The sequence below is a fragment of the Microcystis sp. M_QC_C_20170808_M9Col genome, from assembly GCF_007095495.1.
In the GTDB taxonomy this organism is placed as follows: domain Bacteria; phylum Cyanobacteriota; class Cyanobacteriia; order Cyanobacteriales; family Microcystaceae; genus Microcystis; species Microcystis aeruginosa.
This window is the reverse complement of record NZ_SFBZ01000082.1, coordinates 1-23,724: the sequence shown is the minus strand read 5'-3', so window position 1 is coordinate 23,724 and position 23,724 is coordinate 1. Positions and strand designations below refer to the sequence as shown.

At 40.6% G+C, this 23,724-nt stretch carries 15 protein-coding genes and 1 pseudogene; 6 read left to right on the top strand and 10 right to left on the bottom strand.

Features of this window, described 5'->3' with window-relative positions; genetic code table 11:
- Nucleotides 1-13: 13 nt before the first annotated feature.
- The 8 genes from EWV68_RS05205 to EWV68_RS05170 form a co-directional block, all read right to left on the bottom strand.
- Nucleotides 14-3,160 carry a tubulin-like doman-containing protein gene (locus EWV68_RS05205; RefSeq protein ID WP_287169054.1) on the bottom strand — a complete coding sequence of 1,049 codons (3,147 nt, stop codon included), beginning with the start codon at nt 3,158-3,160 and terminating at the stop codon, nt 14-16.
- A 17-nt stretch (nt 3,161-3,177) separates the two neighbouring features.
- The gene (locus EWV68_RS05200) at nt 3,178-4,302 is read right to left on the bottom strand and encodes a vWA domain-containing protein (protein WP_287169052.1); all 1,125 of its coding nucleotides are present in this window, start codon (nt 4,300-4,302) and stop codon (nt 3,178-3,180) included.
- 246 nt (nt 4,303-4,548) lie between these two features.
- Entirely contained in the window at nt 4,549-5,580 is a 1,032-nt protein-coding gene (locus EWV68_RS05195) for a GntR family transcriptional regulator (protein WP_061430455.1), read from the bottom strand.
- Between the two features lie 346 nt (nt 5,581-5,926).
- The gene (locus tag EWV68_RS05190) at nt 5,927-6,637 is read right to left on the bottom strand and encodes a lysophospholipid acyltransferase family protein (protein WP_287169050.1); all 711 of its coding nucleotides are present in this window, start codon (nt 6,635-6,637) and stop codon (nt 5,927-5,929) included.
- A 111-nt stretch (nt 6,638-6,748) separates the two neighbouring features.
- A complete protein-coding gene (gene prfC, locus EWV68_RS05185; RefSeq protein ID WP_147068784.1) occupies nt 6,749-8,383 on the bottom strand; it encodes a peptide chain release factor 3 in 1,635 nt (544 codons plus the stop codon).
- A 59-nt stretch (nt 8,384-8,442) separates the two neighbouring features.
- On the bottom strand, nt 8,443-9,561 hold the full coding sequence (locus EWV68_RS05180; RefSeq protein ID WP_061430456.1) for a hypothetical protein: 1,119 nt from the start codon (nt 9,559-9,561) through the stop codon (nt 8,443-8,445).
- Nucleotides 9,542-10,429 carry an adenine-specific DNA-methyltransferase gene (yhdJ, locus tag EWV68_RS05175; RefSeq protein WP_061430457.1) on the bottom strand — a complete coding sequence of 296 codons (888 nt, stop codon included), beginning with the start codon at nt 10,427-10,429 and terminating at the stop codon, nt 9,542-9,544. Before yhdJ ends, EWV68_RS05180 begins: the two co-directional genes overlap by 20 nt.
- 215 nt (nt 10,430-10,644) lie before the next feature.
- Nucleotides 10,645-12,039, bottom strand: a complete 1,395-nt coding sequence (locus tag EWV68_RS05170) for a DNA cytosine methyltransferase (RefSeq protein WP_061430458.1) — start codon at nt 12,037-12,039, stop codon at nt 10,645-10,647.
- Between the two features lie 801 nt (nt 12,040-12,840).
- On the opposite strand from EWV68_RS05170, the gene sppA reads away from it, so the two are divergent.
- Entirely contained in the window at nt 12,841-14,655 is a 1,815-nt protein-coding gene (gene sppA / locus EWV68_RS05165) for a signal peptide peptidase SppA (protein ID WP_061430459.1), read from the top strand.
- 57 nt (nt 14,656-14,712) lie between these two features.
- A complete protein-coding gene (locus EWV68_RS05160) occupies nt 14,713-16,872 on the top strand; it encodes a ComEC/Rec2 family competence protein (protein ID WP_287169048.1) in 2,160 nt (719 codons plus the stop codon).
- Here EWV68_RS05160 and EWV68_RS05155 read toward each other — a convergent pair.
- Entirely contained in the window at nt 16,862-17,392 is a 531-nt protein-coding gene (locus EWV68_RS05155; protein ID WP_287169046.1) for a universal stress protein, read from the bottom strand. The two genes, EWV68_RS05160 and EWV68_RS05155, sit on opposite strands and share 11 nt — an antisense overlap.
- 629 nt (nt 17,393-18,021) lie before the next feature.
- Here EWV68_RS05155 and EWV68_RS05150 point away from each other — a divergent pair.
- Nucleotides 18,022-18,408 (top strand): hypothetical protein, encoded by a 387-nt coding sequence (locus tag EWV68_RS05150; RefSeq protein ID WP_061430462.1) that lies wholly within the window; start codon nt 18,022-18,024, stop codon nt 18,406-18,408.
- A gap of 2 nt (nt 18,409-18,410) precedes the next feature.
- Nucleotides 18,411-19,355 (top strand): NAD(P)-dependent alcohol dehydrogenase, encoded by a 945-nt coding sequence (locus EWV68_RS05145; protein WP_287169044.1) that lies wholly within the window; start codon nt 18,411-18,413, stop codon nt 19,353-19,355.
- Between the two features lie 235 nt (nt 19,356-19,590).
- On the opposite strand, the gene EWV68_RS05140 is transcribed toward EWV68_RS05145, so the two are convergent.
- Entirely contained in the window at nt 19,591-20,826 is a 1,236-nt protein-coding gene (locus EWV68_RS05140; RefSeq protein WP_287169042.1) for a bifunctional sterol desaturase/short chain dehydrogenase, read from the bottom strand.
- A gap of 213 nt (nt 20,827-21,039) precedes the next feature.
- On the opposite strand from EWV68_RS05140, the gene EWV68_RS05135 reads away from it, so the two are divergent.
- Both EWV68_RS05135 and EWV68_RS05130 read left to right on the top strand, forming a co-directional pair.
- A complete protein-coding gene (locus EWV68_RS05135; RefSeq protein WP_287169040.1) occupies nt 21,040-22,467 on the top strand; it encodes a glycosyltransferase family 2 protein in 1,428 nt (475 codons plus the stop codon).
- A 486-nt stretch (nt 22,468-22,953) separates the two neighbouring features.
- A pseudogene (locus EWV68_RS05130) lies at nt 22,954-23,724 on the top strand (IS5 family transposase); the annotation flags it as partial.

Below are 23,724 nucleotides of genomic sequence, written 5' to 3'. Positions count from 1 at the left end.
TTGATTAATTTTATCATTCATCAGTAGTGCTAACCTCTGGGGGTAAACTGGGTTGACTAATGTTATTGTTTGTTCCCAGTAAAGTTTGTTGCTTTTGCTGTTGTTTGTCTAGTTTTTTCTGTTCAGCAGCACGTTTTTCTAGTTCCATTTTCAGTTGATTAACAAAACGGGTGATAATTCCTTCTTTTGCCTCCTGTATATGATTTCCATCTTGTCCAGCTACCTTATTTTTGTAGCGATAATTGGGGTGATGGTCAGGTAAATTTTTGACATTGTTGACAAAATAGCTGACGTTCTGGAAATAATCACCCTCGTTAGTAAATAATAGAGGAGGATTAGCCAAAATCTCATTTTTTGCCTGATTAAGCAGTACCTGCAAAGCATTAATCATGTCCTTACGAGAAGCAAATTGTTCTAAAGCAAGTCGCCAATTACCGCTAATGTCAATGATGGACTTATTGTTAAATAAATCGCCTTCGATGACTAATTGATAAGTATCATCTTCCTCATCGTATTCTAGTAAACCGAGAGCAATTGCGGGATAGAAAATAAACTCTAATTCCTCAATTAATTTGGCAGGTGGTGGGATAATATCAGCAAAATCTATCCTGTAATCATTGTGTAAAATGCTGATTCTCTTTTGGTCTTGATAGATTTTTTGCAACCCAGATAAATCAGTAATGATTCTTAGGGGAAACCCACCAAACTCGTAGGTAATTAGGATTTCTTCGTCCGTTTGAATTGATTCAAAAGAAGTCCCCCGATTAATATTTAAATCAGATTCAATAGTCTTCATAAATCTTTGCATGGTGGGTGAATTATCGTCCTTAGTCCCAATTAGTAATGCTTTATCTGTATGCAAACGATAGTAAGCATCATTAACATTTATGGGTAACATTAAATCAGCTTCTCGCAGAATTTGCGCCAAGCGTTCAGGAAAATCATGGGGTTTATATTGACCCATAAATCGCTTAATTACTGCATCAATTTTATTAGTGCTTACCGATTGAAACTGTTTCTCTATTGTTGCTGTTAGAGTCTCTTTGAGAGTTTCATTGTCAATAACAAAAGATTGGCTAAATAAACTGAATAGGGAAGCATTATAGCCTAAATTATTGGTGACTTTTTGGCTAACGGAAATGTATTGAGTTCGGGAGTTACTGTCAGGGATACAGTTATCAATATTCTCCTCTGGGAAAATACCTTCCCCAGTCATCTCGTCGAGATTTAACTGCATTAACTCCTGTTCGTATTTATCGTATTCTGCGATTAGCTGATATAGGGATTCTTTCAGTTGTTGTATCTGCAGCATTCGACTGGAAATATGCTTGAGAATCGCTTCAACAATCTTTCTGGATTCCCCATTGATGCTGAAATTAAAGTTCTGCTGAATTAATTTTTGTCCGCTTTGAACGTAGTCTCTTAACTCGGCCTTGATTTTCTCGCTATTGGCATTTTTATTAAACATCTTGAAGACAGACTTTTTCCCGTTTATATCTTCGAGAGTTTGTTTAACATTTCGCCAAATGTTATCAATTTTTTCCGAGGAATGAAACCCTTTATTATCTTGAGATAATTCCTCTAGATTCCCCTTGTAGGTATTAATATGTGCTTGTAAAGCGACCAAAAAAGATAGGCTATTTTCCAAAGAAAATTCTAAGCTATCAGGATTAAGAAGAATCTCCAAAAATTGGTCAATATCTGACTTAAATTTTTCAATTAACTTGGGTTGAGTTTGTTGGGTCAGAGTTAACCAGATTCCGCGACTGCTATCTGTTTCTCCCCCTTGTACTTTGCGAAACTCTTTTTCTAGGGATTGCTTGACGGTTTGGGGTAAATTCTCCAAATCTTGACTATTAGATATTTCTTCCTCTAGGGAATTTTTCCAAGAGGTTAAAGTCTTAGAAAAAGTTTTATTATTCTCTAGGGTTGCCTCTTCCAATCTGGCAGTAAAATAATCCTTATTACTTTGGGTACTCCAATTAGCTAGGAACTTACTTAATAACTCTTGTCCACTGGGACTTTGACCGTATCCTTCTAACCAAAATTTAATTAATTTGAGACTAAAACGATTGAGACCAATCTGCACAATTCGGTCGCGAGTAAAATAAATCCTCGCTAGTCCAAAGGACATATAACCTTGACACATCTGAAAAGGATGATTATCTTTACGAATCATCGGGTCTTTATGGTTATCCCGATTTCTTTTGATGGGGAGAGATAACTCATCGGCAAAATCCAAGAAAATCTTGTAAGCAATGACATTACATAATTTACTTTTGTTATTAATCCGGTAATCTCCCGCAGTGCGATTAGAAACTAAGTAGGCAAAATCAAAAGGAGAACGTTTTTCATCGATGTTGACGAAATTTTGTTTATCATAACAGGCTTGAAAGGAATTACTTTCATTGGTATAATGATCTAACTCTTTCAAAGCTGCATAGGTATTAGCTCTCATAATTGCCCCATCACCATAAAGTTTAGGACTAATTACCAAATAACCAAAGGATGTATATTCGGCGGTTTGTTGTAAAATATGACGCAAAGTGTAGGCCACATCGAGGAAAATACCGCTACCAGTTCCCCCACACAAAGAACCGACCACAAAGACATTTAAACCCTCTTGGACATTAAAACTTTGACCATTAACTTTACCGCTAAACATAAAGGATTCATGACCAGAAGTTCGTCTTTCCGCTGCTTCAATTGCCTCTTGAATTTTTTGATAGTTATGGAAGAAAGCTAAACGACCGACGGGACGAATACCTCCCGCACCATTTTCAATGGCAGTTATTTGTTTTTTTAGTCTTGGGTCTAACCAGCTTGCAATATGGGAAAAGGGACTTTCAAAAAGGGTTTTGTGTTCAAGTTCATAGGTGAGATTGTTAACATCCTGAGCATTCATATTAATGAATACTCTTTCAGCAGCTGATAAAAGAATTTCTTCTCCGTGATAGCTATTTCCTGTGGGTAAACCCGAACCATTGAAGGCATTTTTGTCTGTGTCAATATGAACAAAACTGACAACGGGTAGGTTAGATAACTTCCCGTATTTATCAATAATAAAGCGACGAATTCTCATTAACACATCTCGACCAGTACCACCTAATCCGATGATAATTGTCCGTTTGATAGCGCGGGTTTGACTGGTGTTAGCCATGGTTTAAATCTCCTGAGTTATTTTTTGCTAATCTGAATTTGTAGGTCGAAATCTTGATGGTTATGGTGATAGGTTAAAGTTAGGTAATTTTTATCTATCTTCACCTCCTGAGTTAGTTGATTACCTCGATAAAAAATCTCTGCTTGTTTAGTGGGTTTCAGATATAACTGATTGCCGCGTCTTTCTAAATAGCAGCGAATTTCTTCCCCAGGACAAGGAATGGTATTCTTATGATATTCATCACCACCGATGTTAATTCTTTCGGATGTTTTTAAAATATATTTTTCGGTTTCATATTCATCCTGATAAGATGAGACTTCAATAGTCCAAGCAGTATTTAACAGCAACCAGTGACGAATTCCCAAAATACTCGCTACTATTCCCCCAATTCCCATTAATGTAATTACCAATGCTGGCAACCATAACTGACTCAAGAGATAAGAATTAATCAAACAGGTTTCTTGTCCTCCCGGTGCGGGAGTGCAAAACTCTTGTGCTGTGGGAGCAATATCGACAACTGATAGTTTATATTTATTGCCGTTAGTGGCAGTAATTTCTTGGGTTCTTAGATTAATTGGTAGGGAATTAAGCCAGTTTTGTCTTTCCAAACTTTCGGGAGAATTAGCAAGACGAAAAGGGCTATTTTTTGGGGTTTCTATCCACTGTTGTGAAGTAATCCCCGCAGCAGTAGAAAGGGGTGCATCGGTAATCCAAACTACCGACTGGGGTTTGATAGCTTGATTGGCAGTTAAACGACACTGATTTAAGCGTGCCAGTTGGGGATAAACGTGCCATTCTGCTCGCTGAATATCGGTATTTTTAGCACTTTGGCTAGATTGCCAGGGAATCGCTTTTAAAACCGCGTCTATATCTTCCCTTCCGCGAATTAAAATCGGTTCTGTAATCGGTTGGACATTATCAGCAAAGGGGACTAAATAAACGGAATCGTTATTTTTTAAACTATCGCGAATAATTTGACCAAGGCGCGTGCGTCCTTCATCATTAAAGTTAACACTACCGGTAAGATCGATCGCTAGGATAACATCTCGTCCCTGCCAACGAGCCACCAAATCTAATCCGAGTTTTTGCCAATCAGTAAGCGGTTCACCGGGGGATACCGTTAAACATTCAGCACTTTTCATCTAACCTCGTCCGAGAGTGAAAAATTGAGCTTATCCCTATTCTTCCGCCATTGTACTAAAAAAGTTAATACTTCTTAAAAGTTTTTTTCGCTTTTATTCTCGATTTGCTCTAAGTTATTGTCAATAGTAACCATAGACTAAAATAAATTTTAAAGTTAAGCTGCCCGCGCATTTAAATTGCTTGTTGAGATAAGGCACTCTTGCAAGGGGGAGATTCAGAGGTTAAAATGTGTCCTAGCTTATCATCTAACCACCTAATCCTAATTCTCGTCTGAGCAATTGAATTGATTTATCCCCAATATAATTATCACTACAGATAATTTCTGGCAGACGAATTAAATCCGATCGCACTTCATTAATCAGATTTTTAATTAAAGTATAACTCGCTTGATCACTGATAATTGTCTGGGAAGTTCGAGCTAAAACTTTTAACTTATCCGTTTCATGAATTTGGGCAGACATAACTAATAAATCATCGCCCCGTAAACTATGAATTAAAATTTCGGCCACCTTAATAATACCGGTGCTAATACTGACAATCCCCAAACGGCTATCGGTGGGTAATTTTTTGATTAATGCCAATTCCTTGCTGTAATCGTAGATATCGATGGGAATGACTCGTAGGTGAAAAGGAGCGGCAATTTCCTCCGCCACACTGATAAAATAGCGACTGGTGACAACAGTGGCAGATTTAGTATTGGCTAAAACTTGGGCTAAATCCTCCATTGCCACTAATTGGACGGGAATTTTGAGGGATTGCTCTAATTCTCTCAACATTAGTTTTCCTGCACCCAAATCGTGACGGGGAATGGTGACAAGAACTTGAGAACGACACTGCGATCGCCAATCGATTTCCGCCAGTAATAACTCGCGAATTTGCTCTAAAGTTAAACCTTGAGCGAGAAAACCAGCCAAACTCTGGCGAATTAGTCGGCCTATTTCTGGATTTTGTTCCAATAGGGGCGAACCCAATAAATTATCGTTTTCATGCCCGCGAGCCTTGACATAAATCCCCGAACCTGCTATGGATTCTACTAACCCATCGTCTTCCAGTTGCTGATAAATTTTACTTATCGTATTACGGTGTAATCCCGTGATCATAGCTAGTTGACGGGTGCTAGGTAAACGATGGCCCGGGGGATACTGACGAGAGGCGATAGCGAAGCGAATTTGGTCAAATAATTGCTTAGAGGCGGGTATTTCACTGTCTGGCTGGATTTGGAACTGCATCGGATCACTTCGCTCACAAACTACTTTCGCTGATGCCCATTCTATCATTAGACCCTCTGCTGTAATCGGACATCTTCCCTGATCTGATGGGTTTCCGAGGCAGTATTCAGGAGCTAGAAGCAGAAAAAAACAAGATATTATTTATTTAAACTAGAAAAGCTACTTTTTTACTTAAAAATAGTTAAAACAATCATTTTAATCCATCCCCGAAATCCCACTCATGCGGTAGATAGTCATACCAAATCCGTTTTTAATAGTGTGATTAACTCTCAAGTTATGAATTGTTTCTCCCCACACCCCACTTCCCTATCACCCCATTTCCCCCCGCAACGCGCACGCAGTGACCCCCCGACTATACTATACTTTTTGAACAGGATTTAGTATCAACAGCTGATTAAGGGGATTGATCCTCGTGGAGAAGTTTTAAGCGATCGCTCAAGGTTTTGGTTAAGCGGACAGTTTCCCGTTTTAGCGAATTTTGTTGATAATCAAGCACATTAATCCCTTGACCGATGTTTACTGTCGCTTCGCTTCCCCATCCGGGGTAAGGCTGATTATAACTAATGCTTACCGGCAAAATCTTGATATCTGCATCGGGTTTCATGATCTTAACTTCCAACGCGATCCGCGCTACCCCCGGTTTAAGAGGATGAACCACTCGATCGCGACAGATACCCCCTTCCGGAAAAATCGCCACCATTTCCCCCGCGGCCAAAAGTTCGACGCTATGAACCAGACTACCCATACCGGGGTGATCGGTGTTGACGGGAAAACCCCCCAAACGTCGGATAAACCAACCTTGCACCCCTTTCATCTCGTTAGCGGAAACCATAAAGCGCAAATCGCGTCTACTAACTAAGCGTCCCACCGCGTAGGGTAAAATCAGCGCATCCCAACGGGACCGATGGGTAGGTGCAAGGATGACCCCCCCCGTTAGGGGAATATTTTCTTGGCCTGTCACCGTTATTTTGCCGAAAAAAGCCGGTAAAACCAGATAATTTCCCAGAAAATAACAAAAGCGAATTAAACAGGGATTAATTCGGGAATTGACAGCAGGACTTTTTCTAATGGTGAGGGACTCGTCAACGATAGTGCTTTGAGACATCCGAGTGTTAGGAAAGATCGAGACTTTCTGACCACTTCCACTTTAGTCTAGTTGTCTGGGGGTCGCTATCTTATCCTGACCAGTTCGGTAATTGTCTTGGGGGATTAAGGGTTAGGATTGGGGTTGTACTCCCGATCCTACTGGTGCGATCGAGTTTAATTGCAAAGAGGGATGATCTTCTTTGACTTGCTGTAAATTCCACTCATTTTTGAATAATAAGACGGGACGACCCCAGTAATCTTTGACAGTTAGAGTATTAAAGAGTTTACCTGCTTTTTCTAAAGCGGCCCAACCCCCGGCTACCCAACGGGCTAAACTATAGGCTAGGGGTTCGAGGGTAGTTTCGACTCCGTACTCGCTTAAAAGACGGAATTGCACCACTTCAAACTGTAATTGACCGACGGCGGCTAAAATCGGGTCGCGTTTAAATTCATCGATCGAGGATAATATCTGTACGGCCCCTTCTTCCTGTAATTCCGAGACTCCTTTTTGAAACTGTTTGAACTTGGAAGGGTTAGGATTTCTGAGATAGGCGAATAATTCCGGAGAAAAACAGGGAATACCTTCGTATTCGAGCTTTTTACCCATATAAATCGTATCACCGATCGCAAAGACCCCGGGGTTATTCAATCCGATCACATCTCCGGGATAAGCTTCTTCAATAACTGCGCGATCTTGGGCAAAAAGCTTCTGAGGACGGGATAAACGGATAGTTTTACCGGTTCTAGCGTGGTTTACTACCATATCCTTCTCGAATTTCCCCGTACATACCCGCACAAAGGCCACCCGGTCGCGATGTTTGGGATCCATGTTTGCTTGCAGTTTGAAGACAAAACCGGTGAAATCGGGATAGGTGGGATCAAGGACACCGAGGGAGGAATTGCGTCCTCTGGGTGGTAATCCATAGTCGAGGAAGGATTCTAGGAATAATTTCACCCCAAAATTGGTCATGGCGCTACCAAAAAAGATCGGGGTCATTTCTCCTGCGTGGACTGCTGGCAAATCCAATTCCGCACCCAATTCCGAGAGCAGTTCTATATCCTCTTTTAACTGGTAATACAGGTCTTTTTCGAGATAATCCTCAATTTTGGGGTCGCCAAGCTCGATCACGGTTTCCTGCGCCTCCTGAGAGCCGTGGGAGCGACGTTCAAACAGGTGTATGGTTCGGGTGGCTCGATCAAAAACTCCCCGAAAGCGATCGCCAATTCCGATCGGCCAATTGACGGGATAGGTTTGTAATCCTAATTCTCGCTCGATTTCGTCCAATAAATCCAGAGGTTCGCGGCCGGGGCGATCCATTTTGTTAACAAAGGTAAAGATAGGCAACTGTCGCAGTTTGCACACTTCAAAGAGTTTTCTCGTTTGGGGTTCCAAACCTTTGGCCGCGTCGATTAACATCACTGCATTATCGGCAGCGGCCAGGGTACGATAGGTATCTTCGCTAAAATCTTGGTGGCCGGGAGTATCGAGGAGATTAATCTGAAAATCACGATAATCGAACTGTAAAACCGTGGAAGTAATCGAAATTCCCCGTTGTTTTTCCATTTCCATCCAGTCGGAGGTGGCTTTGCGTTGGTCGCGTCTTGCTTTGACTGCACCCGCTTGATGGATTGCACCCCCGTATAGTAACAGTTTTTCGGTCAGGGTGGTCTTTCCTGCGTCAGGGTGGGAGATAATGGCAAAATTTCGCCGTTTTTCCAAGACAGCTTCGCTGGTTTCTAGTTCTTTTTCAATTTCGGTCGTCATTCTAATTTCGATCGCTTTCCTATCTTTCTATTCTAGTTTAGCTGGGGAGTTAGATATCTTTATGGCTCTGATTCTAGGTTAAACTCAATCCGGCTCTGTAAAACCATTTCTGCAATTACCGCTCCTCCTTTACCTTGAGCTAAAACCCGCTCAAAACGGTTGATTAATTCGGGAATATTGATCACTTCCTCTACCGATTCTAGATATCTTTCGACAATTGCCCTGATCTTGTATCTTATCTTAGCTTGCTCCGCAACTTTTTCTAAAATTTCCTCGCAAGTCTGCTCGGTTTTAACCACAAAAGTAATGGGATATTTTTGCACTTTATCAATATCTAAAAAATATTTATCAGCAGCTATCGTTTCCGTAACTTGAAAAAATCGACCTAGGGGTTTCATGACAAAATCTATCCCCCCGTCATTGGCATTTGTTCGACCAGTTTTATATAAAAGTAAGTATTCAGAGTTTAAGCGTTCAGGCGACCATCCCCAATATATTTTCTGTTCCCCATAATACTCTTTAAGAATTGCATAACTGACAATCTCAAAAACTCTAGCATCAATGTTTGGTCTGAGTAAACTCCGAATAAATTCAATGGCTCTCTGGGGATCTTGCTGTTGAATATCAATCATCTGTTGACAATAGCTGATAAATTGATTAAATGCTTTTTGTCTTGTTTGCACATAGGCATCAATTATATCTATAATGACCAGGGCAATATTAACTTGATTACCCTCTAGATAAAACTTAATTAAATTCTCATTAATCCAGTATCTATTGGTTTTAACATCTCTAATTATCGGCAGATAAGATAAAGTGGGAAAATACTTGTTAAATTCCTGATTTAATCGATGATTGAGAGCATGATTTTGTAATTTATTGCCAAAAGGAAGCTCCCTTTGCCTGCGAAAAAGTGTCATATACTGAGCGCCTTGATACTCGTCGTATCCATCCTTAAGATGAAACTCATTATTAATATAGTCTTCCACTAAAACATAAATGGCATAATGGTTAGCCAATCCTGCTCGGGATTTAGAACCTCGATTAGCGGCTCTAGTTTTAATGTTCAAATATTGCAATAACTCACTAGCATTTAAAATGCTATTTCCCTGATTGGGAAAGTAATTATCGATAATTTTAATAATTATCTTGGTGAATTCATGCTTTACTATCGACATCGAAAAGACTCTCCTGTACAAAGTTAGATTCTTGTTTATTTTCGCTTTTTCTACTATAGCTTTTTTGAGGAGGGAGTAACTTTTCTTCCTTGTATTCTTGCCATCCGAGAATCCGTCGAAGACCAATTTTTAAATACTCCTCTTGTAATTCTATACTAATAGAAATTCTTCCCAAACGTTTAGCTACAGCTGCAGCTGTAAAAGTTCCTGCAAAGGGATCAAGCACAATTCCACTCTTGTCAGTGCTGGCCAAAATAATTCTTTCTAGCAATGATTCAGGTTTTTGTGAGGGATGATTTTCGTATTCATCCATGCGATATCTTACCCTAGGGAAATACCAGACATTGCCCGGTACTTTCTCTGTATTGTATTGACTGGGAATCGCTTTTCTATAATCAATTAGTTTTCGTTTTGCTCCGGTTTTTGCTTCTATCTTAATATCCTTTGAATTAAAAGTGTAATTATTTTTATCTTTCACACAGTGAAGTATTGGTTCATACATCGAACCAAAATATTTTGTTGCTTGTACTCCTGAACTATCATAATGCCAGATAATGCGACTAAGAATCGTCATTTTTTGTCTTAAGTAAAGATCAAAGTAAGGCATTGCTTGAGTGCTGGCCATAACATATAATGTTCCCTGGGGTTTCAAGATGCGAAGGCAATGATCAAGAATTTGATTTGCCCAATTTATATAATCATTTTCCGATTCCCATTTGTCGTAAAAATCGGCAAAATGCTTACCTATATTATAGGGAGGATCGAGAAAAATAAGATCTACAGAATTAGAGGCAATCTCACTGGATAAAATCGGCAAAGAATCACCATGAAATATAACTTGCTCATTAGCTTCGTATCGTTTAAACATGATCATTTTTTAAATTTAAAGTAGTTAGATTTTTACTAGGAAATGTCTCAATTTTTAACCTCCTTAGCGATTAGGATAATTGACAGACTTTATCATAAATATGAAGTATAACCTAATTTGGTATTGATGACCGACTTCTGACGACAGACTCCCCACAACAAAAACTTGGATTTTTAAGCCTTTAAATATTTTAATATGAGTCAGTATCCCGCAGTCTAATAATCAGTCCGAATTATTTCTAGTAAATTTCTTGCTACTGCCTCCACCACTGGTACAGGAACAGCGTTTCCGAATTGTTTTTTAGCGATGGCTGACTGTGGATGATAGATAAAATTATCGGGGAATCCTTGTAATTTACGCGCATCTTGGGGAGTAATTTCTCGAAACTTTTTGGGTTTATAGATTTTCTTTAAAAACAATTGTTTGTATTCTTGGGGATGAGTAGCGGTAATTGAAATAGTGGCAATATAATCTTTAGCACCCGTAGCGGTTAGGGTAGGAATAATATCGGCCGTCGGTAAAATAATCCGATAAATGCCGTTAATTCCCGTCATATTTTTCGAGTTAATAAATTCATACTTACCCTCCTGCGTTTGCCAACAAATACCGAGAGAAACTAACTGATTTAGTTCCTCAATTTTTAGGTCGGGTATAATTTCCAAAAAAGTAGAAAAAGCCACGGGATGACCATCTTTTTCGCCATACTTTTTACTGCGTCTTAATTTCAGCAAAGCTAAACAGATACTTTTTTGTCGTTCCGTAGTTTTGATAATATCCCAAGAATGAATAGTTGTGTGGCCATTTCTTAAATCAGAAAAAATAAAGAAGTCATTTAATTCATCTTCTTTTTGGAAACGAGTTCTCGATGGAGGAACAAAACCATTAAATAAAGTATCCGCAGATAACTTGACTTTCTTAACTGGTTGAATATTCTTGATGTCTTCTAAAATATCCAAAACCTTCGGATGGATACCCAAAGGTAAAGGAAATTTAAACCGATCATAGTTGTCTATATCTTTTCTAATTCCTACGATAAAAACTCTCTCGCGATTCTGGGGTAAACCAAAATCGTAGGCATTTAATAACTGCCAGTAAACTTGATAACCACAGCCGGTTAATTCATCGATAATTAACTCTAAATTCTCCCGATTGCGAGGACTAGCTAACCCACTGACATTCTCGAAAATAAAGCTTTTCGGTTGACTTTTCTGGACTAATTTAATCACATCAAACCAGAGTTTTCCCCGGGGATCTTCAAATCCCCGTAAACATCCCGCCACCGACCAAGGTTGACAGGGAACGCCGCCGACAATAAAATCGAGATTATCGGGTAAATTGCTAATTTTACTCACATCTCCGAAAGCAATTTCATCGCTGTTGAGATAGCTAATAAAATTTTGTTGATAAACTTGGATGGCCTGTTTATCGATTTCTGAATAGCCTAAACAACGTCCTCCCAATTTCTCCAAAGCGATTCTAAAACCACCGATTCCCGCGAATAAATCGATAAAACGATACTGGGGATGGGTGATAACCAGATGTAGGGGTAATTGGGTTTGTGTGCTGACTTTAACTGTGGTTTTCAAGGGTAAATAATTCCTTTTCACCATCTGGGAAGATGTGTGTCTGTATTAATTATTTTAGTATAACTTAAGAGTTTTTTTTCGGTATTTTCAGCCGATCGAGGCACGACAATAATAGACCTCTTGTAACCCACATTCTGCACTTCCAATTGTAGTAAGCTGTACTGAATTTAAACTGCGTATTCAAAATTTTAGTACAAATGCTCAAACTTCCTCTCCCTGCTCCTTCTCCCTTGCAGTCTTAACGAGCAATTTAGATAGTCAACAGCTTATGGCTGGTAGCATATAAAATGAAAATAGCTTAAGTATTTAGGGTTTGCTGAAAAAGCTTTTCGGTGGTGGCAGGGTGTGGTTTCAGGGAAAAAGTACCTGAATTTTCCCCCGATCCCCGCAATGGCTGGCACTTTTTGAGGGGAAAAAAGTCCAAAAGTCTTATCCAACAAGGTTTTTAGATTTATTCAGCAGACCCTATTTATACTTATGCTCTTGGGGTAGAAAAAGTGAGAAACTAAAAAAGTTCTCAAAAAATATTCAAGTCAAGAAAAATGTCAAAGATAGAAGTAAAAAATCTAGACCACTTTTGTAGAGCGAAAACAATTGACAAAAATCGCCGAATGTCTTTCTCTATAAGGGTTTCATCCCTCGAACCAATTTTTGCTTCCAAGCCAGCTGAACAAGATTTCTTTGACCGAATTTGGTTCTCTCGCATCCGTGTCTTAACCTGTCGGTGATTCACCAAGATGTGTCAGGCAGTCAGATAAAAAACTTGTTTCTGGGCGGGGAATCCCTACAATAGGAAACAGGATAATTAGTAGTAGATGAAAACCGATGGGTCAGTTTTTTAAACAAACTTTCGCTAGTTGCTTGGGAACTTTATTGGGATTATTGGTATTTTCGTCCCTAGGTGTGGGGGGATTAGCATTTTTACTGCTTTCTTTCCTGATTTCTAGCGATAGCTCCTCAGTTAAGGAAAAATCAGTCTTAGTCTTTAACTTAGCCACCAATATCAGCGATGCTCCCCCTAGTTCAAGTTTAGCCGATAGTTTGACCAGTGAGAGTCGGATCACTTTAAATTTGCGACAGGTGATAGCGGCGATCGAAAAGGCCGCCCTTGATGATAGTATTGTCGGTCTGTTACTCTACGGTCGCGGCACTGTCGGTGAATATGGCTATGCTACCCTGACGGAAGTGCGGCAAGCTTTGGCAAAATTTCGCCAATCGGGTAAAAAAATTATCGCCTACGATGTGGAATGGACGGAAAAGGAATATTATCTCGCTTCCGTTGCTGAAAAGGTGATTATTAATCCCGTGGGGAGAATGGAAATTAATGGTTTAAGTAGTCAACAAACCTTTTTTGCCGATGCACTAGAAAAGTATGGTGTGGGGGTACAAGTGGTAAAAGTGGGTTCTTTTAAAGGTGCGGTGGAACCCTATACGCGTCAGGATTTAAGTGTCCAGAATCGTCAGCAGCTGCAAACCCTACTCGATACAATTTGGTCTAATTATAGTGCCACAGTGGCCAAAAGTCGCAATTTAACCCCCCAACAAGTGCAAACTATTTCTGATACTCAAGGTATTCTGGAAGCAACCACGGCGAAAAAGGCGGGTTTTGTTGATGAAGTGGCCCATTTAGATCGAGTAATTGCTTTAGCAAAGGATTTGACAGGAGAAGCAAAAAATAAAACTAATCAGGAGGAAAACTCTGGCTCCTTTTCGCAAATTTCTTTAGCTAATTATGCTAGTTATCTCGATGATGAGGGGGGAGATAGTAGCGATCAAATAGCGATAGTTTATGCAGAAGGGACAATCGTAGAAGGTCAGGGAGATAGAGGTGAAATCGGTGGGGATAAATTGGCGAAGGAATTGCGAAAATTACAAGGGAAGGAGCAGGTAAAAGCGGTAGTTTTGAGAATTAATAGTCCGGGGGGAAGTGCCACCGCTTCTGAGGTGATTCTGCGAGAAATTAAGCGTTTAGATGCGAAAAAACCGGTAATTATTTCTATGGGTGATGTGGCAGCTTCTGGGGGTTATTGGATTGCGATGGGTGGTCAAATAATTTTTGCCAATAATGATACAATTACTGGTTCGATCGGTGTGTTTGGATTATTGTTAAATATCCAGAAGATTGCTAATAATAATGGCATCGATTGGGATACGGTGAAAACTGGACAATTAGCCGATCTATCTACTATTACCAGACCGAAAAATCCCCAAGAATTAGAAATTTATCAAGCGGCAGTTAATCGGTTCTATGATTTATTTATCGAGACGGTAGCCAAGGGGCGAAAATTATCCCCAGACAAGGTAAGAACTGTGGCCCAAGGTCGCGTCTGGACGGGAAAAGATGCGGTTAAAATTGGTTTAGTTGATCAAATCGGTGGCCTAGAAGCGGCAGTACAATACGCGGCCAAAACAGCTAAATTAGGAGATGATTGGAGTCTTAAAGAATATCCTCGCTCGCAAAGTTGGCAAGAAGAACTTCTCTCTAATTTATTGCAAACCTATCTTCCTCCTCTCACTAAAAATAATCACCCTTTGACGCAGGAATGGCAAAATTTTCAGCAGGAATTATTGAAGTTACCTACATTTAATGATCCCCATAGTGTTTATGCTAAGTTACTTTTTAATCTCGATTTTCGCTGATACTTAGGTAAAAATAATGCCCGCTAATTCTGAAATTATTTGACGACAAAAATTTCTATGAATCGCCCTAATAGCGTTATTCTCGGTTTAGCCTATATTTTGGGATTGTTATCTACAGGTCTGGTAGATTTTAGTCCCCAGTTAAACCGATGGCAAGAAGTGGTAATTAGAATTGTTATTCTTAGTCTAATTACCCTATTAACCACGATTTTTATCCGTCGTTTTTGGTGGCAAAGTCCCCCTAGAAAAATTTGGCTGATGGGGGGATTAATAGCTATATTTGCCGTTGTTTATCTAGAAATTCGTACTCCTTACCCCGCTGGGAATGATATCAGTCATCTTTTAAAAAATAATGTGGTTAACTCTATTGAAATCACGGGCAGTATTATATCAGAAATTCGTCTCAATCGCCGAGAAAATTTACAATTTTGGTTAGAAGTAAAAGAATTTAGCCTCAAGAATTTACCGACAGAAAAATCCACGGGTAAACTATACGTTACTCTACCAAATCTAGCAGAAAATGAGGTTTATCCCGGACAAGAAATAACAATTAAAGGATTACTTTATCGTCCACGTCGTGCGAATAATCCCAATGCTTTTGACTTTGCTAATTATCTGGCGCGTCAGGGTGCTTTTGCTGGTTTAAAAGGGGAAATAATTATCGATAAAAAATCACCAACTTGGGGAATTTGGCAGATTCGTCAGCGCATTGTTGAGGCACAAATTCAGGGAATAGGCCGAGAAAAAGGCACTTTATTAAGTTCGATTACCCTCGGACGACAAGCGGTTAATTTGCCAGCAAAAATCACCGATTTATTTATTAAAACTGGATTAGCTCACATTTTAGCAGCTTCTGGCTTTCATGTGGCTATTTTGTTGGGATTTGTTTTAACTATTACTCGCAATTTATCCCCCAAACAACAGTTTATTATTGCCCTCACTGTCTTAATAATTTACGGTACTCTAACTGGGTTACAACCTTCAGTCCTGCGAGCGATTTTGATGGGAATTGGGGCATTAATCGGTCTGCTTTATAATCGACAAGTTAATAGTTTAGGATCCCTGTTACTAGCGGCTACAATTATATTATTATGGCAACCTCTCTGGATTTGGAATTTAGGATTTCAGTTAAGTTTTTTAGCGACTTTGGGATTAATTATTACCGTTCCTTTGCTGAAAAATAAAATTGACTATTTCCCTAATTTAATCGCTGAACCTATAGCTATTAGTCTAGCTGCTACTCTCTGGACTATGCCTTTATTAATGTTTACGTTTAACTCGATCGCTCTTTATAATATCCCCATTAATATTATCACAACTCCCCTAGTTACCCTGATTAGTTTAGGAGGAGTTTTTACGGCCTTTTTAGGCTTAATTTATCCCCCTTTGGGCAGTATCAGCGCTAGTATTCTCTATTACCCTCTAGAGTTATTACTGCAAATTACCACCTTTTTTAGTCTGCTTCCTTTTAGTACCTACTCCACAGGTAAATTATCTTTAGGAGTGATGTTAATTATTTATATTTGCCTTACCTTAATCTGCTTTAATATCTGGTTTCGTCAACGGTGGCATTTAATCGGTTTATTTATCCTCACTTTAATTTTAATACCGATTATTTATCAGCATTTAACTTTAACTCAGGTGACAGTTTTAGCCACCAAATCGCAACCGGTAATCATTATTCAAAATCGAGGAAATACTCTCTTAATTAATGGGGAGGAACCCGCAACAGCACGTTATACAGTTTTGCCCTTTTTGCGACAGGAGGGAATTAATCAAATACAAGGAGCAATAACCGTCAATAATTCGGCGCAATTCTCAACTATCAGTGAGAGCATACCGATCAAAAAAACTATTAATTTATCCCAGTTAGAAAAATTTAATCTTGGCGAAATTACTGGACAATTGCTCGAGAAAAATTTATTTAAATTTCAGGTAAAAAATCAATCTTGGCTATGGATTGTCAACCCGAAAATTCCCGTTAATTTATCCCAAGAATTCAGCCCCCTAGTGTTATTATGGCAGGGAAGTAATCTAGATACACAATGGTTAGAGTCAATTCGACCACAAACAGCAATCGCTGTCACCACCAATCTCTCCCGTAATGCCAGAAATCAACTGAGAAAGGCCCGGATTAAGACTTACTGGACCGGGAGAGATGGGGCAATTCAATGGACAGCAAAAAATGGATTTCAACCCTTTCTAATTAATGAGTGATGTGTACCACCAAAACCGAACAGGGAGCATGATGTACCACATAATTACTGACACTACCTAAGATTAACTCAGATAAACCCGATCGACCGTGACGACCAACAATAATTAAATCTATCCCCTCTTGCTGGGCAACTTGACAAATTTTCTGTCCCGGATCACCGATATAATAATCAGCCTGGGCCGTGATATTATCTTCCTTAGCTCGATCAACTAAACCGTTTAACCAGGCTTGTAATTCCGCTTGCATTTCTTCGGTGATTTGTTGTTCTAAGGCGATCATATCGGAGGGATAACCGCCACCATAACCGATCAGATTACCATAAATAAAAGTTTCCGTGTAGGGAGTCAAAGGTTTAGACAGACTATAAACAATTCGCAACTCACTAGCGTAGGTTTTCGCTAAGAGAATAGCCGTATTCAATACCTCTGGAGTGACATCTTGATAATCCACAGCCACGAGAATTTTATTATAGAGTTTGTTGGTATCCCGATCGACTGAGAGTGTTTCCGTATTATTCATAGAATTAGCCTCCTCGATAGCAGATAACGTCAGGGTTGAAGTTAATCTTTTTTCCCATCGGCTGCCAGCAATACCCCGGGGAAATAGCCAAAAATTGCTGAAAGCTGATGACTGATAGTTGACGCTCCCCTACCTCTAGTGTGACATTTTTCGGATGATGTAGCTAAATCCCCAAAAAAATTAACAATTTACCCCACTGTCACCCTCTGTCCGCTCTCTCTGTCAATCTCTTACAAATACACTGTATTTGTCAATGTCAGTTCTTTTACAGGCCTTTTTGCCCTTTTTAACCCCAAATCCGTTTTTAAGCAGAAGCTATTCAAAGAGGGCGAAGGCAATTCGCCCCTACAATAAATAATACTAAATCTGGTTATTAAAAACTGATTATTTATTTCCCCTTTTGCCTCTTGCCTGTTGCCTTTTGCCTCCCCTCTATAAGTAGCCTATACTCAACGGATTTAGTATAATATTATCGCGCCAATGGTAGGGGCGCACCGTGGTCAGTGAGTTTATCGAACTGCGTGCACCCAAAATGTCATCTAGATATTTCGACCAAATTGAGATACAGCCTTTGCCAAGGGCAGCTGCAGTATATAATCCAATTAGAGCGAGTTCTAAACCAACAACTTATGATTAGTCGCTACATTGTCGCATGGCTACCGATGATCGTAATAGGAATTAGTAACGGTATCCTCCGAGAAACCACCTACGGAAAATATCTCGATGAACTACGCGCTCATCAAATTTCTACCCTGACAGGAATCATTTTTTTTAGCCTTTATATTGGCACTCTTGTCTATTTTTGGGGTCTAGAATCGTCTGGTCAAGCAATTACTATCGGTTTAATTTGGTTAGTATTAACAGTGGGTTTTGAGTTTCTGTTCGGTCATTTTATCGCCGGTCACTCTTGGTCAAGATTAGGGCAAGATTATAATCTTTTAGCGGGACGAGTTTGGATTTTGGTTCTCTTGGTCATTACTTTTGCTCCTCTACTATTTTATCAACTTTTTTCTTAATTATGAAAGCTATTATCATTAATCGCTATGGCGATAGTAATGTTCTCCAATACATAGACATAGAAAAGCCAATTCCCCAAGCTAAGGAAGTCTTAATTAAGATTATGGCAGCGGGAATTAATCCGATTGATTGGAAGATTCGTCGGGGGATGCTCAAAATAGCCACAGGTAATAAATTTCCCCTGCAATTAGGTTTTGATTATAGTGGAATTATCGTTGAAAAAGGTAGTCAGGTGGAACAATTCCAGATCGGAGATGAGGTTTTTGGTTTTCTCAATCAATTACCCGGTAGAACCTATGCTGAATATGCAATTATTCCCGCTTCCCTATTAGTTAAAAAACCGCATAATCAGAGTTTTATTGAAGCTGCCGCCACTCCTTTAGCCGCTTCTACCGCTTTGCAAGTCTTGCGGGATTTTGGCGGTATTCAAGCAGGAAATCGGATTTTAGTGAATGGTGCATCGGGAGGAGTGGGTAGCTTTGCCGTGCAGATAGGAAAAATTTTCTCCGCGCAAGTAGATGGAGTTTGTAGTAGTAAAAATATCGATTATGTCACCTCTTTAGGAGCCGATAAAGTTATCGATTATACCCAAGAAGATTGGAGAAAAACCGAGCAGAAATATGATCTAATCTTCGATGCTGTGGCTAAGTCTTCTTTTTGGCACTGTCGTCAGCTTTTAAAACCCCAAGGCACCTATATAACCACCCTACCAAATCCCGGAATTATCCTCTTAAATTATCTCGGTGCTTGGTTGCCCCAAAAAGGGAAACTGATATTTTTTGCTCAAGCACAAGCTTCCGACTGGCAATTTCTCAAAGAAGCGATCGAATCGGGAAAATTAACTGTTAGAATCGATCGCACCTATACTTTTTCCCAGGTGGTAGAAGCTCATAATTATAGTGAATCGGAAAGAGTGCGCGGAAAAATAGTCCTGATCCCCGATTAAGGATAAATAGTTAGGGTTTGCTGAATAAATCTGAAAACCTTGTTGGGTAACACTTTTAGACCTTTTGTCAATCAAAAAGTACCAGATATGGGAGTGATCGGGGGGAAAATCCCTGGACTTTTTCCCTGAAAATTAGGTAATTAACCCCCTGAAAATGGGTAAAACCCTACACCCCACACCCCACACCCCACACCCTGTCCCCACCAACAAACTTTTTGCTGCAAACCCTAAATAGTTAGGGATTTTCCCGATTTTTTGGGGAACGAGTAAATAGTTTTAAGTAGGTAGAAACAGAGAATTCTTTAATTGGGAAGGTGATAAAAGTCAAGGGATTAATAGTAATAATAATGTTGCGGCTATCTCTTTGTACCGCCTTGATAATCTGTTTAGCCACCCAATCGGCGGACATAATACCCACAGGATTTAAATTACTCTTAAAAGGGCCAAGAATTAGCTTTCTTACCACACAGGGGGCATCTAAACGACGCAGGGTAATCATATCACCGATCGCCCGTTTACTGAGTTCGTAGAGGGGACTAAAGGCAGGATTAACCTCCGCTTCCGAGGTATTCACCCAGACTTCCTTGCGGGCAATTTGCTCGTTAGTGCGGACAGTTTTGAAGAATAATTCCATTAAACGCCAGACGGAAAAAGTATTCACTTGGTAGGCTAATTCGATCGCTTCTGGGGTTCTTTGGCCGTGGACATTAACGCCATGATTTAAAATCAGTATATCTACAGACTTAAATAGGTCCTCAAGTTGCGTTTCTTCACCGATTTGCCATTTCACAGTTTTTACAGGTACTGATTCGCCGTTAATTTCAATAGCGATCGCATTCTCCCCAGAAGTGAGCGCGATCACCTTGGCTCCCTTCAGTTGTAGGTACTTTAACAGCGATCGCCCTAAGGTTCCATTCGCTCCGCTAATGGCGATCGTTTTGCCCTTGAGAGAAAGTGCCGTCCCCATCAATTTATCCATAAAGGTGAAAGTTCCACAATAATAAGCCTTTTGGTTATCAAAATGGTGTCGCCAGTGGTAAGTACGATTAACGCGCCATTGAGCGGGAAAACTCTCAAATTGCCCCGGACGATGGGTTAAATCGGTTAATTCCTCCAGATTGGCGATACCTAAACCTCGACCGATCGCCGTACTGAGAAAAGCCAAAGTATAAAGGGAACCTAACCAACCCAACCAAGGGCGATCGAAACCCCAAGAGTAGGCCAGTAGTACCGGTAAAACACTGGCAGCCAACATGACCAAGGCCTCTGGTACATCATTGTACCAGTGCGCCCGACGATAAATTTCCTCGCTCATTACCGACAGATCGGGACGAAAAACCCGATGATGCCAGACGTGCAGACGATAAAGGGGCTGCCAATGGTGGGCCAGAGCATGATAGCTATCACGCACGATCTCCACCCAAATAATTGAGCCACAAATCAGTCCGACACAGAGGAGCAGGTTTGACATAGGGGATAAATGTTAAATTTTCTCAACGAATGTAAACAAAGTAATCTTAGCCCAAAAAAGCGCATTTATCGGGTAAAAGGAACCAATAGCCTGAAAAACTGGGGTTTCTTTCCCGAAAAAAACTTAAGATTCCGTTAAAAATTTTAACAATTTTCGGTAAGATAAAGCAAGAAATAAGCTTCTATTTGAACAGTTACTTAACCTGAGTCGATTATGGCAGAAAATTATTGGTCGCGAGAGGATGATAACGAAGAATTAGACCCGATTGGTTCCCTCCTATCTGACTGGTCCGATCCCGAAGACGAGGAGGACGAATTTAGGAGCGAAATTTTTCAAGGCCGATCGGGACGCAGACAGAAAGCGGCTTTTAGCCTCATGGCGATCTGGACAATAATTATCGGACTTCATTGGCTTAGTTGGGGTTATTGGGCAATTATCGCCCTAACTATGGTACTATCGGGGCAAGCTTTGCGGCTGCTGTTCACGAAACCAGAAACGCCGCCAATTCCCTTACTGGATAAGGATTTAGCCTCTGTACCTAGGGTTTCCCTCTTAGTAGCGGCCAAAAATGAAGAAACCGTAATCACGAAACTGGTTAATTATCTCTGTCATCTAGACTACCCCCAAGATAAATTGGAAGTTTGGATCGTCGATGACTATAGTACCGATAACACGGGGGCGATTCTCGATCGCCTTGCTTTAGAATATCCCCAATTACAAATTCTCCATCGTCCTGCTAATGCCGGAGGTGGCAAATCCGGCGCATTGAATCAGGTTTTATCCCTGACTAACGGGGAAATTATCGGCGTATTCGATGCGGATGCGGGATTATCCGCCGATTTACTGCGTCATGTCGTCCCGATGTTCGACGATCGAGAAGTGGGTGCGGTACAGGTGCGAAAAGCGATCGCCAATGCCGCCGAAAACTTCTGGACAAAAGGACAAGCGGTAGAAATGATCTTTGATAGTTGTTTCCAACAGCAACGGATCGCGGTGGGAGGGCTCGGAGAATTGCGCGGAAATGGTCAATTTGTCCGTCGTAGTGCCTTAAATCGTTGCGGGGGTTGGAATGAACAGACGATCACCGACGATCTCGATTTAACTATTCGTCTCCATATCGATAATTGGAAAATTAATATCTTAAATTTTCCCGCAGTAGCAGAAGAAGGGGTGACAACTGCGATCGCTTTATGGCATCAGCGCAATCGTTGGGCCGAAGGTGGTTTTCAGCGTTATCTCGACTATTGGAAAGCAATTTTAAAGTCTCCCATGCCTTGGCCGAAAAAGTTTGATTTAATTGCTTTTTTGATCGTTCAATATATCTTACCTGCGGCCGCTATTCCCGATCTTTTAATCACTATTACTCGTCATCAAGCTCCGATTTTAACGCCTTTAACTGGTTTGGCTCTTTCCCTTTCTCTCTGGGGGATGGTGACAGGATTAATCCGAGTCAATACGGGTAGAAAATTCACTTTCGCTCTCGGTTTAGACATCCTTGCTCAAACCATTCGTGGCATGATTTATATGATGCACTGGTTTATTATTATTCCCAGTGTCAGCCTGCGGATGGCTTTGCGTCCTAAACGTTTAAAATGGGTGAAAACCGTTCATCTGGGGGAACATCTCAGGGCCGAAGTTTAATTTTCGAGGATAGACTCCAAAAACTTTGGCCTTATCAGGCCGGAAATCCCCTGTCAGTAAAGGTTACAGCCTTTGGAAACCCCTTTCGGAAAAATTTCCAATTTCCTTAATTATGCTTGCTGCCAATAATGTGTTAATTTAGATACAGAATTGAATTCCGTGACAGCACTGGGGTAGCGAAAAGCGCTCGCTCCAGTTTTTTTTCTCGAGAAAACGGGTTTCTTCAAGAAACCTGTTTTCTGTGGGGTTTTTTGCGGGAAGCATCCCCCTCTCCTCGTAAGTTAAGGGGGTAAGGTCATAACAATCCGTTGCCAAAACCGACTTCTCAGAATATAATAGAGCTTGCTGAATAAATCTAAAAACCTTGTTGGGTAAGACTTGAGGAAGTTGGGAGTTAGAGAGCGTTCGTAAATTAATGTAAAGACGGTGGACAGAATCGAAAAAGAGGTTGTAAGCAAGAAATAGAGACAAGGAGAGTACAAGTAAATGGAAAGACAACCCTATCCATCCGATCTGACTGATGATGAGTGGGCAATCCTTAAACCCTTGATTCCCGAGCATCAAGGAGTCGGTCGTCCGCGCACCGTAAATATTCGAGAAATTCTCAACGCGATTTTCTATTGGGTCGATAACGGGATCAAGTGGCGAGCCATGCCCCACGATCTACCACCGTGGTCAACGGTATACGATTACTACCGTCGATGGGTCAAAACAGGTCTCTGGCCAAAAATCAACGCTCATTTGGTCAAACTGGTCAGACGTAGTGAGGGCAGAGACGAAGAACCGAGCCTAGCTATAATAGACAGCCAATCAGTAAGAACGGCGGAAAAAAGGGGGATGAACAAGGCTTCGACGGTAATAAGAAGATAAAAGGTCGGAAACGCCATATAGTGGTGGATACTCTCGGATTAATCTTAAATTGCTTTGTGAGTGCCGCCAATCTAGCCGATGTAAAAGCGGTCAGCACCGTTCTCGAACCGGTTTTAGAAGTTGTGGTCAGACTCGAAAAAGTCTTGGCCGACGGGGCTGATCAGGGAGAGATCAAAGCCAGGCTTGAAGCCGCCCACCAATGGGTACTAGAGAGCGTCCCGAAGTTGGGGGAAGGCTTTGTCGTCGCACCGTGGCGATGGATAGTAGAGAGAACCTTGTCTTGGTTGGATAAATCGAGACGATTATGTCGGGATTACGAGGAACTACCAGAAAATCACGAGGGAGCCGTTTATATTGCCATGATACGTCTTATGCTTCGCCGTTTAA

Bases quoted from the DNA above. Each gene is read 5' to 3' on its own strand.
- EWV68_RS05205 (WP_287169054.1), bottom strand. From the start codon at position 3,160: ATGGCTAACACCAGTCAAACCCGCGCTATCAAACGGACAATTATCATC.
- EWV68_RS05200 (WP_287169052.1), bottom strand. From the start codon at position 4,302: ATGAAAAGTGCTGAATGTTTAACGGTATCCCCCGGTGAACCGCTTACT.
- EWV68_RS05195 (WP_061430455.1), bottom strand. From the start codon at position 5,580: ATGATAGAATGGGCATCAGCGAAAGTAGTTTGTGAGCGAAGTGATCCG.
- EWV68_RS05190 (WP_287169050.1), bottom strand. From the start codon at position 6,637: ATGTCTCAAAGCACTATCGTTGACGAGTCCCTCACCATTAGAAAAAGT.
- prfC (WP_147068784.1), bottom strand. From the start codon at position 8,383: ATGACGACCGAAATTGAAAAAGAACTAGAAACCAGCGAAGCTGTCTTG.
- EWV68_RS05180 (WP_061430456.1), bottom strand. From the start codon at position 9,561: ATGTCGATAGTAAAGCATGAATTCACCAAGATAATTATTAAAATTATC.
- yhdJ (WP_061430457.1), bottom strand. From the start codon at position 10,429: ATGTTTAAACGATACGAAGCTAATGAGCAAGTTATATTTCATGGTGAT.
- EWV68_RS05170 (WP_061430458.1), bottom strand. From the start codon at position 12,039: ATGGTGAAAAGGAATTATTTACCCTTGAAAACCACAGTTAAAGTCAGC.
- sppA (WP_061430459.1), top strand. From the start codon at position 12,841: ATGGGTCAGTTTTTTAAACAAACTTTCGCTAGTTGCTTGGGAACTTTA.
- EWV68_RS05160 (WP_287169048.1), top strand. From the start codon at position 14,713: ATGAATCGCCCTAATAGCGTTATTCTCGGTTTAGCCTATATTTTGGGA.
- EWV68_RS05155 (WP_287169046.1), bottom strand. From the start codon at position 17,392: ATGAATAATACGGAAACACTCTCAGTCGATCGGGATACCAACAAACTC.
- EWV68_RS05150 (WP_061430462.1), top strand. From the start codon at position 18,022: ATGATTAGTCGCTACATTGTCGCATGGCTACCGATGATCGTAATAGGA.
- EWV68_RS05145 (WP_287169044.1), top strand. From the start codon at position 18,411: ATGAAAGCTATTATCATTAATCGCTATGGCGATAGTAATGTTCTCCAA.
- EWV68_RS05140 (WP_287169042.1), bottom strand. From the start codon at position 20,826: ATGTCAAACCTGCTCCTCTGTGTCGGACTGATTTGTGGCTCAATTATT.
- EWV68_RS05135 (WP_287169040.1), top strand. From the start codon at position 21,040: ATGGCAGAAAATTATTGGTCGCGAGAGGATGATAACGAAGAATTAGAC.